Raw genomic sequence first — 18116 nt, 5'->3', positions numbered from 1 at the left:
GAACAGAAGTTTTAAGTTAAAAATATGAAATATGATTTTTATTATTATAGTATTTTTCTATAATAATATCTCTTTCCAGTTAGAGGATAATTTTCAAGTGAAAATACTTTATGGTATCCAAATTTCTCATAAAATTTAGGTGCTTGAAAACTGAATGTATCTAAAAAAACATATTTACAACCTCGTTCTTTAGCAATTTTTTCAGCCTTATATAAAAGCTGACTTCCAGTACCTTTATATCTAAGCTTCTCACTAACCCATAAGTATTTTATAGAAAGCCAATTACCATGAGTAACACCTATAAAACCTGCAACAATTTTACCTGCTTTATCTCGAATATATATTCCTAAATCCACTGGGTTTTTATCTTCAAGTCTAGCAAGATTATATTTTAATAATCCTTGAAAAATAGTATCTTCATCTTGTTTTTCTATTTTTTCTGTAATTTCTAATTCCATATTTGAACTTTCTCCTTGTATAATCTTTTGTATATTGGTATTTTTTAATAAAATCAGTAGAAAGAATATAGTTTAACATTATTCTAATAGGCATTTATGCTAATGTCAAACTAATAATACTTATTCTTAATTTTATATTATTGATATTAAATTTTTTTAAATAAAAATGTAGTTTAAGTTATATAAAAAGAAATCATCAATAAATTTAGTAAACCTAAATTGTTGAATATTAAAATAAGTTAATTTAATACATAAAAACTATTTTAGATGTTATTCTATTGCTATGTTCAATAATATCATTAGTAGTTCAATTTATAAAATGAATAAATTATATAAATAAGATTAGAAAGTAGTAAATAGTCTTATTAAATATAAGTAATAAAATAATAAATACCTAGTAGAGATTAATAGTTGAAAAATAAAATACTACCAAAATAAACTCGATAGTATTTTATTTAAATACTTAAATACAGAAATATATATAGTATATTTTATACTTCTTTTTTACTATAGATTTTTGATGATATAAAATATGAAATCACAAATAGTAAAATAGCAACAAATGGAAGAGAATATACTAGTGTATTAAGTATAATTTCTATAGAAATAGGTGAACTAATATTTTCTAAAATACTTTTAAAAACTAATAAAGCTAGTGTTGGAACTAAAAAGCATAAAATCATTAATAAACGAGCTCTTTCTATACCAAATTTATAAATAAGTGGTAGAATAAGGCTACCAAAACATACTGAAATTGATAAGATTAGTGCATTAATAAGTAGTGTTTCATTTAATATAAGTGTATTTTTAAAATAACCAATAGTTACACTAACAATAAGTGAAACAAGAACACCTATAAAGCTAAATATTAACATAGTTAAATATTTACTTAATACAATATCATTGCGATTAATAGGCATTGTAAGTACATAACTATCCCATTTATTCAAATCATCATATGAAAATGTTGAAACAATCATTGTAGTACATAAAACTATAATAACACCTATAAAGTTATTAACATTTCCATCTCCTAAAGAAGACATAAAGCCAAACATAATGATGAATAAAAGTATAAACTTTATATTTCCTTTCAAATTAAGTAAATCTTTTAAAATTAGACCTTTCATTATTTATCACCTCTCACATAAAATAACATAATTTCTTCTATAGACGTATTATCAACAATACAGTTTGGATGTCTTGAGATAAATCTATGTTTATCTTTAAGAAGTACTTCATATCCAAATTGGCTTTTACGATAATATGAATAATCCTCTCTTGAAAGGTTATCAAAATCACTAGGTTTACATTTTAAAACTCCCATAGTATCAATTAATTCATCCTTATTTTCACTAAATACAATTTTTCCTTTATGTATAAATGTAATATAGTCTGCTATCTTATCTAAATCACTTGTAATATGTGAAGATAAGATAATAGAGTGTTCTTCATCTTGTATAAAATCTAAAAATATATCTAGTATTTCTTCACGAACGATAGGGTCAAGTGAACTAGTTGCCTCATCTAGTATTAATAATTTTGGTTTATGAGATAAGGCTACAGCAATACTAAGTTTCATCTTATTCCCCTTTGAAAACTCCTTAATTAATTTATTGTCTGGTACTCTCAATTTTTTTAAGTAGTCTTTAAATAAGGTGTCATTCCAATTTTTATAGATTTTACTCATGATTTTTGAAACATGGTCAGTGTTTAAATTTTCATGAAAGTTGCTTCCCTCAAATACAACCCCAATTTGCTCTTTAATTTCTTTTTCATTTTTTTTACTATCAAGACCAAAGATTTCTATATTTCCACTATCATAAGATATTAAATTTAAAATTGCTTTTAATGTAGTTGTTTTTCCTGCACCATTTTCACCTACAAATCCCATTACACTCCCTTTTGGTACTGAAAAAGATATATCTTGTAGGCTAAAATCTTTATAAGTTTTATTTAAATTTTTTATAGTTATTGCATCCATACTTATCATTCTCCTTTATATAATAAAAATAAAATATCTTTTAATTCGTCATATGTAATATCACTACTTTTTGCTGTATCAACTGCTTTTTGTAGGTATTCTTCAATTAAACGAAATTGTTCTTCTTTGACAAAATCCATGTTTTTACTAGATACAAAACTGCCTTTACCAGTAACTGTCTCAATAAATCCGTCTCGTTCTAAATCGCTATATGCTCGTTTTGTAGTAATTACACTTATTCTAAGTTCTTTTGCCAATAGTCTCATACTTGGAAGAGCTGAGCCTTCTGGTAACTCTCCACTTATAATCATACTTTTAATTTGTGTAGTAATCTGTTCATATATTGGCTTCCCACTCGAATTACTAATAACTATATTCAATAAGACACCTCCTTAAATTGTATATATAGTATATACACATTATATAAATATATATATAATATGTCAACTGATTTTAGAAAAAACTAATTGCCAATATTATACATTTAATAAATGTAATGTATTTTATGAAAGTCTGCCATATTAAATAGATTTAAATTTTTTTAAAAAATTTATAAATATTGTTCAAAAATCCTGCCAATAAATTGGAAATACTAAATTAAAAAAATAATAAAGTTTAGCTTATAGCTAAATAAAAGTTTGCTTATAAGGTGAACTTTTTGCATTTTTAGTTTTGACATACATATTTTTTTGTAATATATTTATATTATCAATTAGAGATAAGGAGAGTGAGAAGAGATATTTAATTTGGATAAGACATTAAAAAAGGATTTAAATCAGGAATATACAGAGAGCAAAAGTTTAGTTATGAATAAAAGTAAGTATATGAATGTTTGTTTTAAGAATTATATTAAAGTAGTAGAAGGAATGTATACTAAGAAGGATTTAATTCCATTAAAATTAATAAACTCTATGGATAAAAATAATAAGATTAGAAAAACATTATATGAATTATCTTGTGAATTTGAATATCCAAAAACTTCTTTATCTTCATTGTTTACGGAGCTGAAAAAAATGGATTTTTTACAAAGAGTGAAAAATGGTGAGTATATGATAAATCCACATATAGTATATAAAGGTAGTAGAGCTGATAAAGAAAGTTTATTAGCAGAATATAATCAGATAAAAAGACCTAATAAGGTTAGTAAATAAGGAAGAAGGTTTTTATATGAGTTTAAAACTTGATAGAAATGTTCTACAGTGGTTTGACTATGTATTTGAGAATGAAAAAACTAGTTTGAGACACTATAATTTTAATTGTACACTAAAGGAGATTAGTTCTACCAGTTTGAACAAAGTAGCTTTTATTTTAGAAAAAAATAACTCTAAGTACTGGAAGCTTTATTTTGAAATACCAGCTGAAGTTACTTTAAAACTTAAGCAAAACATTCATCCTTTATTTAGGGAATATATATACGAACAAATATCACTGTATAACAATAATCAAATTTACAATTTTGTAAATTCAAACATATTAAAAGTGTTTAATAATATTGCTATTTATCAATATAATATTTTAGAAAATCTATACACTATTGATTTTAAAAAGAGTTTTATAGATAAATGTCAGTATTTATTAATAGGTGAAAAAAGACTTATAGATGAAGACTTGTATTTAATAGCAAAATCAAAAGAAGTATTCGATTTTTTTAATTCAGATGGAACATTTAATTTAACATTGAGTTTCGATATACAAAAAAACGAGAATTTACTTGATAGTCTTTTAGAGCTTAGAAAATCAATAATTATAAATGAGAGAATTTAATTTATTTGGATATAATATTAAAATGGAGGGATTTATATGGACGTAGAAAAAATGACTTTAAGAGTTCAAAAAAGTTTAAATGAGGCTTATAACGAAGCAGTAAAAAATCATAACCAACAAGTAGATGTAATTCATCTTTTCTCAGCACTTATTAATCAAGAGGATGGATTGATACCAAATATAATCGAAAAAATGAATATATCAATTGATTCTTTGAGAAATACTGTAAACTTTGAAATTGATAAGCTTCCAAAAGTATATGGAGAAGGTGCTGACTCACAAGGAGTATCAGCTACTAGAAAAATAAATGAGGTGCTTATAAAGGCAGAGAGTATTTCTAAAGAATTTAAAGATTCATATATAAGTGTAGAGCATGTTATGCTTGCAATGATGGAAACAGAATCAAAATCAGCTGTTGGTAAAATATTAAAACAATATAATATAAATAAGAATGACTTTTTAAATATTTTATCACAAGTGAGAGGTAGTCAAAGAGTAGAAACACAAGACCCAGAAGGCACATATGATGCACTTGCTAGATATGGAACAAATTTAGTAGATTTAGCCAAGAAAAATAAATTAGACCCTGTAATTGGGAGAGATGAAGAAATAAGAAGGATTATAAGAATTTTATCAAGAAGAACAAAAAATAATCCTGTATTGATTGGTGAGCCAGGTGTAGGTAAAACTGCAATTGTAGAAGGGTTAGCAGAGAGAATAGTAAGAGGAGATGTCCCAGAAGGTTTAAAAGATAAGATTGTATTCTCACTTGATATGGGAGCTTTAATTGCTGGTGCAAAATATAGAGGTGAATTTGAAGAAAGATTAAAGGCAGTTTTAAAAGAAGTTCAAAGTTCTGATGGAAAAATTATACTGTTTATAGATGAGATTCATACTATTGTTGGAGCTGGTAAAACAGAAGGTTCAATGGATGCAGGTAATCTTATTAAACCTATGCTTGCAAGAGGTGAATTGAACTGTATTGGTGCAACTACTTTTGATGAATATAGAAAGTATATAGAAAAAGATAAGGCTCTTGAAAGACGTTTTCAGCCTGTAATTGCAGAAGAACCTACTGTTGAAGATACAATATCTATACTTAGAGGTTTAAAAGAAAGATTTGAGATACATCATGGAGTAAGAATACATGATAATGCTATTGTAGCAGCAGCAAAACTTTCTCATAGATATATACAAGATAGATTTTTACCAGATAAAGCAATTGATTTAATTGATGAAGCTGGAGCTATGATTCGTAGTGAAATAGATTCATTGCCAACAGAATTAGATGTTGTTAGAAGAAAGTTATTTACATTAGAAACTGAAAGAGAAGCATTACTTAAAGAAAATGATGATAAAAGTAAATCAAGATTGGATGATATTCAAAAAGAAATAGCAGAGTTAAAATCTAAAAATGATGAAATGACAGCAAAATATGAAAAAGAAAAGAGTCAAATATTAGATATTAAAAACTTAAAGGCTCAATTAGACGAAGCTAAAGGTAAAGCTGAAAAGTATGAAAGAGAATATGATTTCAACAAAGCAGCAGAGGTTAAATATGGTGAAATACCTAAGTTAGAAGAACAAATAAAGCAGTACGAAGAAAATATGAATGATGGTTCTGAAAATTCTCTTTTAAAAGAAGAAGTTACTGAAGAAGAAATATCTAGCATTGTATCAAAATGGACAGGTATACCAGTAACTAAACTAGTTGAAGGAGAAAGAGAAAAATTACTTAAACTAGAAGATGAACTTCATAAAAGAGTTATTGGACAAGATGAAGCAGTTACAGCAGTTTCAAATGCAGTAATACGTGCAAGAGCAGGATTAAAAGATGAAAGAAAACCAATTGGTTCATTTATTTTCTTAGGCCCTACAGGTGTTGGTAAAACTGAACTTGCAAAAACTCTTGCTAGAAATTTATTCGATAGTGAAGATAATATAATAAGAATAGATATGTCTGAATACATGGAAAAACATGCTGTATCAAGACTAGTTGGACCTCCTCCAGGGTACGTGGGATATGAAGAGGGTGGTCAACTTACAGAAGCAGTTAGACGTGCTCCTTATTCTGTAATACTATTTGATGAGATAGAAAAAGCACATGAGGATGTATTTAACATGTTCTTACAGATATTAGATGATGGTAGACTTACTGATAATAAAGGTAAGACAGTAGACTTTAAAAATACTCTTATAATAATGACTTCTAATATAGGAAGTAATTATCTATTAGAAGCAGGAGGAAATATAACAGAGACTACTAACAATTTAGTAATGAATGAAATGAAGCATAGATTTAAACCTGAGTTTTTAAACAGAGTAGATGATATTATAATGTTTAAGCCTTTAGACCAAGAAAATATCAAGAAAATTATAGATATATTTATGAAAGATTTAAAAAATAGATTAAAAGAAAAAGATATTACTATTGAAGTTACAAATTCAGCAAAAGATGTTATGGTGAGAGAAGGATATGACCCTGTATATGGAGCAAGACCTCTTAAGAGATATATAGGAAATACATTAGAAACTATAATTGCAAAGAAACTTATTGCTGGAGATGTGTATAATGGATGTACTATAGTTATAGATGGAAAAGATGAAAATATTGAAGTTTTAGTTAAATAATAAAGGAATCAGTTGAGCATAATATACTAAATATTTTGCTCAGCTGATTTTTATTTATAAACTATAGGAAAAGAAATATTTTATCAAATTAATAAAACATTTTTAAGTCAATATGTCCAAATTAAATTTAACTCAAAGGAAGTATTTTAGTAAATTTCTTATAATATAATCATAATTTGAATATAATTATAAAAACTATTGTTCATTTTTATTATATTTAAATAAATAAAAGCCAATTAATATTGCACCTATTAAGCAAACAAGTGTAACAATAATATAAACATTTCTCATTCCAAATACAAATATTTTATCATTATTAATCACATAATCATTGACCCTATATCCAGCTTTAATACTCATAAAATTATATAAAAGTGTTGTAGAAATAGTAATACCTATAACTTGTCCTAAATTTCTTACAAGGGAATTTATGCTTCCTACAACTCCTAGCTTACTTCTAGAACAGCTTGACATTATCAAAGCATTGTTAGCAGGTTGAAATATAGCTTGTCCTATTGATATTATCGATATATAAATTACAAATAAAATAAGGGCAGAACTTTCTTTCAATCTTGACATTAGAAAGAATCCAAAACTCATAACGAGAAGACCAATTAAAATAATTTTTTCTGACTTAATTTTATCTGATATATTCCCAAATATAGGTGAAAAAATGGCTAAAATCAAAGGTGATAGTATCATAAATAAACCTGCTTGAATAGGGGGAAGTTTCATAGTACTTTGTAAATAAAATGGAATTAAAATACTTGATGATGCAATACAAATGAATGATGTAAGAGCACAAATTAAATTCAATGAAAATTTAAAACTTCTAAAAATTTCAAGGTCAAGAAGCGGTTGAGGATGTTTTTTTTCTAATATCAAAAATAATATAATAAAAATAATTGATAATAATAGTGCAATTAATATATATGGATTTAGTAATCCTGTTTGTTGAGCACTAATTAGAGCACTAAAAAATAATGTTGTTCCTAAAAATTGAAGTATAGCACCAGTTTTATCCATATTTTCTGAAGATTTTTTACTATTAGGAAGAAATTTTGTATTTAAAAAGATTACAATAAGACCGATTGGAATATTTATAAAAAATATAACATTCCAATCAAATATTGACAAAATAAATCCTCCCACAGATGGTCCAACCATATTTCCAATAGCAACTGCAGTAACTAAAATCCCTAGGGCTTTTCCTCTGCTTTCTTTTGGAAATAGTTCTGTGATAATTCCATGATTGTTTGCCATGTAGGCAGAAGCGCCTATTCCTTGAATAAAGCGGCAAACTATAAGTAAAGTTAAAGAATTACTTAATCCACATAGTAATGAAGCTGATGTAAAGAGAATAGTACCTACTTGAAATACTCTTGATTTACCAATAATATCTCCAAGTCTTCCAAAAAATAATAGTGTTGAACAAATAATAATTGAGTAACTTGCTATTACCCATTCAATAGATGCTAGAGATACATTTAGTTTGCTTGCAAGAACTGGGAGAGCAACATTTATAATACTAGAATCTAATGTTGCCATAAAAGTCATGGCAATGACTACAAATAAAACTGTGATTTTTTTTCTATTATCATCTTTTTTAAAAGAGTTTGTCATTTTTATTACCTCCTTATTATAATGACTGGCATTATGTTAATGTTTACAATGATAGTTACATTTTATATAATAGCGATATGAAATAATGAATACAATAACTATATTGCTTATAATTAGCACTATTTTGATGAAGGGGGAATAATGAAGGATAAAAATACATATTTTAACAGGAAAGGTCAAGAAAACTTTATAGATATTTTTTTAAAGGATGACATTAAAAAAGGAGCAAACTTTAAAAGACATTGGCATGAGCATCTACAAATATATTATTTTATTGATGGTATAGCATATCTTGAATGTGGATTGGATAATTTTAAGGTAGTGCCTGGAAATATTGTAATAGCAAACAGTAATGAATTACATTATTTAGAAAGCTTATCAGATAATTTAAAATTCTATAGTATTCGTATTGAACCCACATTCCTTTTTAGTAATCAAGTTGATTTGTTACAAACCAAGTACTTAGCACCATTGGCTTTAAATCATATTGTATTTAATAATTTAATTCAAAATGATTCTCTGATTTTAAAATGTATTACAACTATACTTGATGAATATCACAATAAAGAAGTTGGATATGAGTTATCTATAAAAGCTAATATCTATCAATTAATAGTACTCTTATTAAGAAGTCATATTGATAAAATATATTCTGAAGATGAATTTATAAAAAGAAAGTATTCTTTGGAAAAATTTGAATGTATCTTTGATTTGATAGAAGAAAAATATATGGATAAAATTACATTAAAAGAACTTGCTAGTCGTGTGAACTTGAGTGCACATCACTTTTGTAGAACATTTAAGCAAATAACAGGTAAGACTACAATCGATTTTATAAATGGAATCAGGCTTGATAAAGCTATATATTATTTAAAGGAAACAGATTTAAATATGACAGAAATTGCTATGAGATGTGGCTTTGATAGCATAAATTATTTTAGTCGCTTATTTAAAAGGAATTATAATATATCTCCAACTAAGTATAGAAATGAACATAGAGAAGTTAGTAATGTTATTTTAAAAGAAGATATGAAATAATTCATAAATATACTTTATAGAAAATATATATTTTTAAATCTTTGAGTTTTTCTTAATAAATATTAATAAAGTATAGTACATAAATGAGTAAGACTACTTGTATAGTTAAATGTGAAAATGAGTATGAAAGAATGCAGTGTCTATGAAAAGTATATTTTAATATGAAACTAAAACTGGAAAAATAAGAATAGCAGAAAAAATGATTATATTATAAATCAATTTTTTTGAGACATCTGGCTTAGATTCTGAAAGATATTTAATCAAAGAAATAAAACTATTAAATAAGCAAGTAAACAGCTAAAATAGTATGATTTTTATAGAAAATTTAAATCCATCCTAAAGAATTAAAAGAAAGTCAAATAAATATAAAAAAATTATATATTTATAAAAAATTTTATAATAAAAATCATCCTGAAAAATATATAAAAATAGAAAAAACATACAAGATTCTACAATAATAGATTTTTTTGTTATTATTACGAGTTTTTTATTGCAACTGTAGAATAAAAGTATTATTATATAATTAAGATAATTATCTAGGGAAATTTTGGATAATCAAAATATATTTTATAAAATCAAAATACAATTACATAAACTTTATTAAAAATTTGTTGGGAATTTCTGACTAACATTAAGAACGTAAGTTTGTTGGGGGATGGTATATGTGGAAAAGTCAAACACTACTGTTACAAAAAAAGAAAAAATTGAAGATATAGGAATGAAATTAGAACATTTATTGAGTGAAGATATTACTTTTTATGAATTATTACTTGAGATTTTGTATAAAGAAAAAGAAGAGAATTAATTCTCTTCTTTAAGGAATCTTTTTAAATAGGCATTATCAATCATTTTTTCTATAGCTTCTCTATCTTCTTTTTCAAGAGAATATATTTTTTCTAAGAGCTTTTTTGTTTTTTCACTTACTGATAAGTTCTCTATGATTAATTTATCTTCTTTGCTTATTTTTGTATTATCATTTACGCCTAATAAATAATCTGTTGATGTTTCTAATGCTTTTGCTAATCTAACTATTATTTCACTTTTAGGTTCTCTTAAATTATTTTCATAACGTGACAAGCTAGCCTCAGTTATACCGACTTTAGTAGCAAGTTCTTTTTGATTTATATCTAATTCTTTTCGTAGATTTGCTATTCTATCTCCTAAACTTTCCATATGTACATCACTCCTTACCGAAATTATAAGTTATTTTGATAAAAAGTAAAATAAAATTACCAAAAATATAAAAAAAAAAGGTTAAAATAATAAAATATATTGAAAATTACCATTTGTATATGTATAATATGAATTATACAAATGGTAATTTGATGAGAGGTGGTATGTTGAAATAAGAAACTGAATTAATTAATAAATATATAGAAAGTTTTGAAAACCCTTAATTGAGATATAAACAATATGTACAAAATTTTTTGCAAGTAAAATTACCAAATGTATAAAATAAATCAGTAGCATAGATAATTTTATGCTTTAATACATTAGATTATCTAATTTAGTTATAATGGTCAAAAATGCAATCTACAAATAAAACAAAGTATTATCAAAAAAGTATTCTTTAAGAGAATTTTTTATTAGAGATGTAATTGATATAAATAATCGTATTAAAAAATAAAATACTAAGTTTAAAAATTTAAATAATCTATAAATCAATTATAAAATATTATTTCTTAGAAATTAAAATGAATTAAGTAAATGGAGGAATTGATATGATAATAATTAGAAGTCAAGATAAAACTAATTTAATGCAGATAAACCAAATTAAAATAGATGGTAGTCAAGTTTATGCAGTATTTGAAAGTAAAATTGATACTGTAAAAATAGGAGATTATGAAAATAATACAAGAGCTATACAAGTGTTGGACAATATACAAAACTTCATTGAAAATGGAACAAAATATGATTATATAACATCAAATAAAGTCAGATACAATGTTAATAAAATATTTCAGATGCCAGCTAAATAGTGAGTGTGCATTTTAATTTAATAACTAAAGCCCACTTTCTTTTGTAGTATGAAAGAGGGCTTTACATATTTGTAAATATCGAAGTACACTTGTTTTATCAATAAATTATTTAATAAGGTATAATGGACCAATTAAACAATAAAAATTCTCCTAAAACAGCAAGTATTAAATATATAATAGCTTCATTTTTGTAAAGAGAGGTAATTTTTTCGCTTATGTCATCATCAATTGTAATAGCAATTTCATCTTGAATAATATTTTTATATATAGATGGGAAAATATCTTTTTTCTTTATAAGATTAAATAAATTATTTACACCTACCCATATCAAATATCCTAAAACAGCACCTAATGTGTTCATCATTAAATCATCAATATCTGTAGCTCTTAAGTTAAACAATTGACAAAGTTCAATTGCTAATGAAAAACCTAATCCAGTTAATGAAACATTGATAATATTTCTAAAATTTTTCCAAATTAAAGGTAGTAAAAATCCTAAAGGCATAAACATAATTATATTTAAAATATATGTTAAGATGCCAACTGAGTCAAAAGGTATTAGATTTATTTCATCAATTCTAAAAAGCCCACTATACCTTCCTATATCCCATATGCTACCAATTCCAGCTTTACTAAGTGCTAGATAGATATATAATAAAAAAATATATACCCATACTAAATGTATCATTACATTCTTTTCAACTTTCAAATTTTTTCGTTTTATAACGACTATTTGGTATATTAAGCATGGTAATATAACGCAAATAAATGAATAAAATGTCCATATCATTTTATTTTGTCCCCTTTCAAATTTATGTTTTTAGTTTTATAAGTACTATCTTTATATTAAACTGTAAGTTTTAAAAATCTTTTAATAAAATCTTAAAAATTTATTAATTTATAAAAATATATTATTAAGATTAAAAATATATATAATCAAAGTTTCTACAATTATATAGTTAGGTATATAAAAATTTTATCGTATGTATAAATATTATAAATATATGGAAATAATAATAGTATATTTTGGTAAAGTAGGAGGAATTTTATGAAATGGATTAAATGGTATAGTATTACATGCATATGTATTTTTATAGTAGTAGCTTTTTATATGTTTATATTTCCTAATAAAATAGAAACTATTGATACTTCATCTGCATATAGCTTTGTTGAAAAGAAAGTACCAAATAGTGCTGTGTATCAAGGATACAAAAAGAATCCAGTTGATGGTACTACTACAATTTATTACAGCTATGATAATTCAACTCATATAGTTAGATTATCACATCCAGAAGACTATTCAAGGAAGATTAATTGGGATAAAGTTTCAAACATCAGATTTGATTAATCTTTAATATTTATAAAAGTCTATATATCTAAGGCAAATATATTACTAAGGCAAATATATTATTAATCTTATTCATAGTTGAGCACTTTCTATTATAGAAGTGCTTCTTCTGATTTATATCATAAAATATTACTCAACAATTTGTAAAATATATTAGTTTATAAAATATATTTAAAAGATAATATTATATAATACGATTGTGTAAGATATTGATAAAAAATCGTAATAAATTTTCATTAGTATATGCTAATATTTTTTTACAATTTTCGTAATTAATTAATAGAAAAATATATTATAATAATATTATGAAAATTTAAAAAAGTAAGAAAGAGGTAATATTATGAGAAGTGATATAAAAAAAGGAATAGAAGGAGCTCCAAAGAGAGCGTTAATGTATGGAATGGGTCTTACTAAAGAAGAAATTGAAAGACCATTAATAGGTATAGTAAATGCACAAAATGAGGTGATTCCTGGTCATCTGCATCTTGATGAAATAGCAGAAGCTGCAAAAAATGGAGTAAGAATGAGTGGTGGTTTGCCATTAGAATTTCCTGCTATAGGGGTATGTGATGGTATAGCTATGGGGCATGTAGGAATGAATTATTCCCTGGCTTCAAGAGAATTAATAGCAGATTCAATAGAAGCTATGGCTATGGCACATGGTTTTGATGCTTTGGTACTTATACCTAATTGTGACAAGATAGTGCCAGGTATGTTAATGGCTGCTGCAAGACTTAATATACCAAGTATTGTTGTGAGTGGAGGGCCTATGCTTCCAGGTAAAAAAAATGGAAAAGTATATGATTTTAACTCTGCAATGGAGGGTGTTGGAGCATGTAAAGATGGAATAGTAAGTGAAGAAGAATTAGAAGCGTTAGCCATGAACTCTTGTCCTGGATGTGGTTCATGTTCTGGTCTTTTCACAGCAAATAGCATGAATTGTTTAACAGAAGCTTTAGGCATGGGGATACCATATAATGGTACTGCTGCGTCACATTCTGGAGAAAGAAAAAGGATAGCAAAATATGCAGGTATGTATGTTATGGAGTTACTTAAGAACGACATAAAACCTAGAGATATTTTAACAATAGATGCTTTTAAAAATGCTATAGCTGTGGATATGGCAATGGCTGGTTCTACAAATACAGTACTTCACTTACCTGCAATAGCTTATGAATCAGGAATAGAGCTTAACTTAGATTTTTTTGATGAAATAAGTGAAAAAACTCCTTGTTTAACAAAATTAAGTCCAAGTGGAAAACATCATATTGAAGATTTACATATGGCAGGAGGAATACCAGCTATAATGAACGAGCTTTCAAAGATAAATGGAATAAATTTAGATTGCAAAACCGTAACAGGCAAGACTATAAGGGAAAATATAAGAAATTGTGAAATAGAAAATGAAGAAGTAATACATACATTAAAGAATCCATATAGTAACCAAGGTGGGCTTGCAATATTGAAAGGAAATCTTGCTCTAAATGGAGCTGTTGTAAAAAAGTCAGCAGTTGCAGAAGAAATGTTAGTTCATGAAGGACCAGCAAGAGTTTTTAATTCAGAAGAAGAAGCTGTAAATGCTATTTTTGGTAAAAAAATAAACAAAGGTGATGTTATAGTTATAAGATATGAAGGTCCAAAGGGTGGTCCAGGAATGAAAGAAATGCTATCTCCTACATCAGCAGTTGCAGGAATGGGACTTGATAAGCATGTAGCACTTCTTACTGATGGTCGTTTTTCAGGGGCAACTAGAGGAGCATCTATAGGCCATATTTCTCCAGAAGCTATGGAAGGTGGTTTAATCGGACTAGTTGAAGAAGGAGATATAATTTCTATAAACATACCAGACAAAAAATTAGAGTTAAAAGTAGATGAAGTTGAAATAGAAAATAGAAAATTAAAATTTAAACCTTTAGAACCGAAAATAAAGCATGGATACTTAAGTAGATATGCTAAATTGGTAACATCAGCAAATACAGGAGCAGTTTTAAAATAGTAGACTATATTTATGTAAATTAGAAAAAGTTAAGAAAATATTAATTGGATATCTTAGGTGTTATATCACTAATGAGGTATCCTTTTTATTTTGTATGAAAAACACAGCAAAATCTTGATTATCTTTGAAAACAATACATCTCTATTATAAGGAATACGAGTACAGCATAGAGATGTATCTTTTAGACCTTGTTGAGGTAATACAACTTTTTAAAAGTTTGATGTGGAATGCTTTTCATTCCATCTGAACTATGAAGAAATTGAAAGTCAGTTAATTCTTGACATAATAAATATTAAAATGTATAATAAAAAACAAACAGACAGTCTGTTTTTAGGAGGGAAATATGAATAGAGAAGAAAAAAGTAAAAATAGTAAAGAAAAAATTATCCAATCAGCATTTTCACTATTTTCGTCTAAAGGATATGATTCAACATCTACACAAGATATTATCAATTTATCTGGTCTATCTAGAGGTGCAATGTATCATCACTTTAAAACTAAAGAAGATATACTGAGAAGTGTCACAAAAGAACTTTACTCACAAATGAATAATTTTTTAGAGTATCTTGTTGCTGATGACACCCTTACAGCAAATGAAAAAATAATAGAATTGGTTGTTCATAGTGCGAATGATTACACACGTAGAAAAATGGTACATTGTAGCTGGTTAGAAAAAATCCCATTCGCTTTAATAGAGGAAGTTCGTAATCTCAACAATGTAGTTGCACCCAATATTGCTAAGATAATTAAACAAGGTGTTGAAAATAAAGAATTTTCTTGTGAATATCCAGAGGAATTAGCTGAAATGCTCGTTTTTAGTATTGATATTTTACTTGACCCTGTATTATTTAAACGTGAATACAGTGAAGTATGTAATAGGTTGGATTTTTTATTATTCATGTTAAAAAAAATGGATATTCCTCTAATTGATGAGTACGGTATTCAAAAATTTAAAGATTTATTTAAACAATGATAATAGGAAAAGTGAGGAATAGACTATGTTTTATAATGCAAAAAGCTGTCAAATGATGATAGGAAGTAATACAGTGAATTATATTGAATTTGGTAGTGGTAAGAAGACACTAATTATTTTACCAGGATTAGGAGATGGTTTATTTCCTTTACATGGAAAAATACAGGCGATTGCTTTTGCTTTTAGATATAAGCAATTTGCAAAAGATTATAAGGTTTATGTATTTAGTAGAAAAAATCAAATTACAGAAAAATATTCCACAAGGGATATGGCTAAAGACCAAGCAGATATAATGAAAAAACTTGGAATTATGAAAGCAGAAGTAATGGGTGTTTCTCAAGGTGGAATGATAGCTCAATATCTGGCAATTGATTATCCTGAGTTAGTTGAGAAACTTGTGTTGGCAGTTACTTCTTCAAAGCAAAATGATACTATCCAAAATGTTATTTGTAGCTGGATTGATATGGCGAAGAAGCAGAATTACAATGATTTAATGATTGACACAGCAAAGAAATCCTATTCTGAAAGATATTTAAAAAAATACCAATTATTTATTCCTTTTTTAGGAAAAGTAGGTAAACCAAAGGATTTTAAACGATTTATTATTCAAGCGACCTCTTGCATAGAACATAATGCTTTTTCCGAATTAAATAAAATAACATGTCCAACCTTAATTATAGGAGGTGCTAATGATAAAATTGTTGGAAATAATGCTTCTTTTCATTTAGCAGAAAAAATTAAAAAAAGCGAAATATTTATCTATGAGGGATTGGGACACGCTACATATGAAGAAGCACAGGATTTTAATGAAAGAGTTTTAGAGTTTTTAAATAAGTAAACACCTTTGTTAAAAATATACATATGAAGATTGGAAATTTAATGTTAAAAATAGAAACATGAAAATATGCTTAACTGGTATTTTTACTATTCATAACCAATTTTTGATACATTATCTACTATAAATACAAATATAGCTTCAATGTGATTATATATTGTTGTATTGGTAAAGCACTTATACAAACAGAGGAATTTTGTAAATTCATATTATACCCACATTTGTTAACTTATGAAAATATAATCAAAATTTTTATGAGCTTTTTATATAAAAAATATAATGTTTGTATACAAAAATATTAAAGACATTTTAGTAAGTTTTGTATATAAGCAAACATGTATTTTTTAATATAGTTATCTAAATATTATTTTATATACAATAAAATATGACTCCTAAAAATAAAAAATATATCATAAATATAAATAAGTAGATATAGGTTTTAATTTGATTTATAAACCTATTATAAAATAAAATTCATGATTTTTATAAGCAATAAAATTTTTAGGAGGATATATGATGAATAAAAGAATGAAACTAATTCCGTATGAAATAAATGAAAATCTAAGAGGTGCAAAAAATAAATTCCCATATGGAATAAAACAAATGAATGCTAGGGGAATGTGGGATGAAGGTTATACTGGTAAAAATATTGTAGTTGGTATAATAGATACAGGTTGTGATATATCTCATCCTCTTTTAAAAGGAAAAATAATTGGTGGTGCAAATTTTAGTGATGACAGTAATGGAAATAAAAATATATATGAGGATTTTAATGGTCATGGAACTCATGTGGCGGGTATTATAGCTGCATCTAACTATAATAATGAAGTTATGGGAGTAGCTCCAGATTGTAAATTATTAATAGCAAAAGCATTAAATAAAGATGGTACTGGAACATATCAAAGTATAATTAATGCTATTAACTTTGCTGTAAATAACAAGGTTGATATTATATCTATGTCTCTTGGGGGAAACAAAGATGATAAGAAGTTAAAAAATGCTGTCATGCAAGCAGTAAAAAACAATATTTCTGTAGTGTGTGCAGCAGGTAATAATGGAGATGGTGATTCTAGTACAAGTGAGTATAGTTATCCAGCCAGTTATGCTGAGGTAATAGAAGTAGGTGCAATAAATGAAAACTATTTGGTTGAAAAGTTTAGTAATTCAAATACTACAATAGATTTGGTAGCTCCGGGAAGAAATATTATATCGACTTATATGGATAATAAACTTGCTATTATGAGTGGTACCAGTATGAGTGCACCATACGTATCAGGCTCATTAGCACTAATTAAAGAATGGGCAAGAGAGGAGTTTGAAAGAGATTTAGATGAAGCTGAACTATATGCACAATTAATAAAATGTACGAGAGCGCTTGGAATACCTAGAACGGAACAAGGAAATGGATACTTATATTTAAATCTTTATAAATACAAGAATAATGGCAAAAGATAATTTTTGATTTGATGATAAAATAGCTATATTAT

Annotated in this window: 18 protein-coding genes; 11 read left to right on the top strand and 7 right to left on the bottom strand. The window is 26.2% G+C overall.

What is annotated here, in order from left to right:
• Nucleotides 1–44: 44 nt before the first annotated feature.
• From CDIF1296T_RS10670 to CDIF1296T_RS10655, 4 genes are all read right to left on the bottom strand, one after another.
• Nucleotides 45–458, bottom strand: a complete 414-nt coding sequence (locus CDIF1296T_RS10670; RefSeq protein WP_003435184.1) for a GNAT family N-acetyltransferase — start codon at nucleotides 456–458, stop codon at nucleotides 45–47.
• A gap of 491 nt (nucleotides 459–949) precedes the next feature.
• A complete protein-coding gene (locus CDIF1296T_RS10665) occupies nucleotides 950–1588 on the bottom strand; it encodes an ABC-2 transporter permease (RefSeq protein WP_009897175.1) in 639 nt (212 codons plus the stop codon).
• Nucleotides 1588–2451, bottom strand: a complete 864-nt coding sequence (locus CDIF1296T_RS10660; protein ID WP_003435188.1) for an ABC transporter ATP-binding protein — start codon at nucleotides 2449–2451, stop codon at nucleotides 1588–1590. The genes CDIF1296T_RS10665 and CDIF1296T_RS10660 overlap by 1 nt, the downstream gene beginning before the upstream one ends.
• Entirely contained in the window at nucleotides 2448–2822 is a 375-nt protein-coding gene (locus CDIF1296T_RS10655) for a GntR family transcriptional regulator (protein WP_003424232.1), read from the bottom strand. Before CDIF1296T_RS10655 ends, CDIF1296T_RS10660 begins: the two co-directional genes overlap by 4 nt.
• Nucleotides 2823–3188: 366 nt before the next feature.
• Between CDIF1296T_RS10655 and CDIF1296T_RS10650 the strand changes: the two genes are divergently transcribed.
• Genes CDIF1296T_RS10650 through clpB form a run of 3 tightly spaced genes read left to right on the top strand, consistent with a single transcriptional unit; the run spans nucleotide 3189 to nucleotide 6837 of the window.
• The gene (locus CDIF1296T_RS10650) at nucleotides 3189–3593 is read left to right on the top strand and encodes a replication/maintenance protein RepL (RefSeq protein ID WP_009897171.1); all 405 of its coding nucleotides are present in this window, start codon (nucleotides 3189–3191) and stop codon (nucleotides 3591–3593) included.
• Between the two features lie 16 nt (nucleotides 3594–3609).
• Complete coding sequence (locus CDIF1296T_RS10645; RefSeq protein WP_003435191.1) at nucleotides 3610–4206, top strand: hypothetical protein; 597 nt, start codon at nucleotides 3610–3612, stop codon at nucleotides 4204–4206.
• Between the two features lie 36 nt (nucleotides 4207–4242).
• The gene (gene clpB / locus CDIF1296T_RS10640; RefSeq protein WP_003435194.1) at nucleotides 4243–6837 is read left to right on the top strand and encodes an ATP-dependent chaperone ClpB; all 2595 of its coding nucleotides are present in this window, start codon (nucleotides 4243–4245) and stop codon (nucleotides 6835–6837) included.
• Between the two features lie 195 nt (nucleotides 6838–7032).
• Here the strand turns inward: clpB and CDIF1296T_RS10635 are convergent, their stop codons facing one another.
• Nucleotides 7033–8460, bottom strand: a complete 1428-nt coding sequence (locus tag CDIF1296T_RS10635; RefSeq protein WP_009897169.1) for an MFS transporter — start codon at nucleotides 8458–8460, stop codon at nucleotides 7033–7035.
• Nucleotides 8461–8601: 141 nt separating this feature from the next.
• On the opposite strand from CDIF1296T_RS10635, the gene CDIF1296T_RS10630 reads away from it, so the two are divergent.
• Complete coding sequence (locus CDIF1296T_RS10630; protein ID WP_009897167.1) at nucleotides 8602–9498, top strand: AraC family transcriptional regulator; 897 nt, start codon at nucleotides 8602–8604, stop codon at nucleotides 9496–9498.
• A gap of 664 nt (nucleotides 9499–10162) precedes the next feature.
• Entirely contained in the window at nucleotides 10163–10303 is a 141-nt protein-coding gene (locus tag CDIF1296T_RS10625) for a hypothetical protein (RefSeq protein WP_009889993.1), read from the top strand.
• On the opposite strand, the gene CDIF1296T_RS10620 is transcribed toward CDIF1296T_RS10625, so the two are convergent.
• Nucleotides 10300–10671, bottom strand: a complete 372-nt coding sequence (locus CDIF1296T_RS10620; RefSeq protein WP_003428913.1) for a helix-turn-helix domain-containing protein — start codon at nucleotides 10669–10671, stop codon at nucleotides 10300–10302. The two genes, CDIF1296T_RS10625 and CDIF1296T_RS10620, sit on opposite strands and share 4 nt — an antisense overlap.
• Before the next feature lie 548 nt (nucleotides 10672–11219).
• Between CDIF1296T_RS10620 and CDIF1296T_RS10615 the strand changes: the two genes are divergently transcribed.
• Nucleotides 11220–11477, top strand: coding sequence for a hypothetical protein (locus tag CDIF1296T_RS10615; protein WP_003435199.1), 258 nt, complete (start codon nucleotides 11220–11222; stop codon nucleotides 11475–11477).
• A 109-nt stretch (nucleotides 11478–11586) separates the two neighbouring features.
• On the opposite strand, the gene CDIF1296T_RS10610 is transcribed toward CDIF1296T_RS10615, so the two are convergent.
• Nucleotides 11587–12267, bottom strand: coding sequence for a VanZ family protein (locus CDIF1296T_RS10610; protein ID WP_009897164.1), 681 nt, complete (start codon nucleotides 12265–12267; stop codon nucleotides 11587–11589).
• Nucleotides 12268–12525: 258 nt separating this feature from the next.
• Between CDIF1296T_RS10610 and CDIF1296T_RS10605 the strand changes: the two genes are divergently transcribed.
• From CDIF1296T_RS10605 to CDIF1296T_RS10580, 5 genes are all read left to right on the top strand, one after another.
• Nucleotides 12526–12825, top strand: coding sequence for a hypothetical protein (locus CDIF1296T_RS10605; protein WP_003435203.1), 300 nt, complete (start codon nucleotides 12526–12528; stop codon nucleotides 12823–12825).
• 340 nt (nucleotides 12826–13165) lie between these two features.
• Nucleotides 13166–14821 carry a dihydroxy-acid dehydratase gene (gene ilvD, locus CDIF1296T_RS10600; protein ID WP_009897163.1) on the top strand — a complete coding sequence of 552 codons (1656 nt, stop codon included), beginning with the start codon at nucleotides 13166–13168 and terminating at the stop codon, nucleotides 14819–14821.
• A 343-nt stretch (nucleotides 14822–15164) separates the two neighbouring features.
• The gene (locus CDIF1296T_RS10590; RefSeq protein ID WP_009897162.1) at nucleotides 15165–15794 is read left to right on the top strand and encodes a TetR/AcrR family transcriptional regulator; all 630 of its coding nucleotides are present in this window, start codon (nucleotides 15165–15167) and stop codon (nucleotides 15792–15794) included.
• 25 nt (nucleotides 15795–15819) lie between these two features.
• The gene (locus CDIF1296T_RS10585; RefSeq protein ID WP_009897160.1) at nucleotides 15820–16632 is read left to right on the top strand and encodes an alpha/beta fold hydrolase; all 813 of its coding nucleotides are present in this window, start codon (nucleotides 15820–15822) and stop codon (nucleotides 16630–16632) included.
• A 513-nt stretch (nucleotides 16633–17145) separates the two neighbouring features.
• Nucleotides 17146–18084: a S8 family peptidase gene (locus tag CDIF1296T_RS10580; RefSeq protein ID WP_009897151.1), complete on the top strand. Its 939-nt coding sequence runs from the start codon at nucleotides 17146–17148 to the stop codon at nucleotides 18082–18084.
• Nucleotides 18085–18116 lie beyond the last annotated feature (32 nt).

It is taken from the genome of Clostridioides difficile ATCC 9689 = DSM 1296, assembly GCF_001077535.1.
Classification (GTDB): Bacteria; Bacillota; Clostridia; order Peptostreptococcales; family Peptostreptococcaceae; genus Clostridioides; species Clostridioides difficile.
Note: the sequence above shows the minus strand (reverse complement) of the source record. Positions and strands in the feature narration are given on the sequence as shown.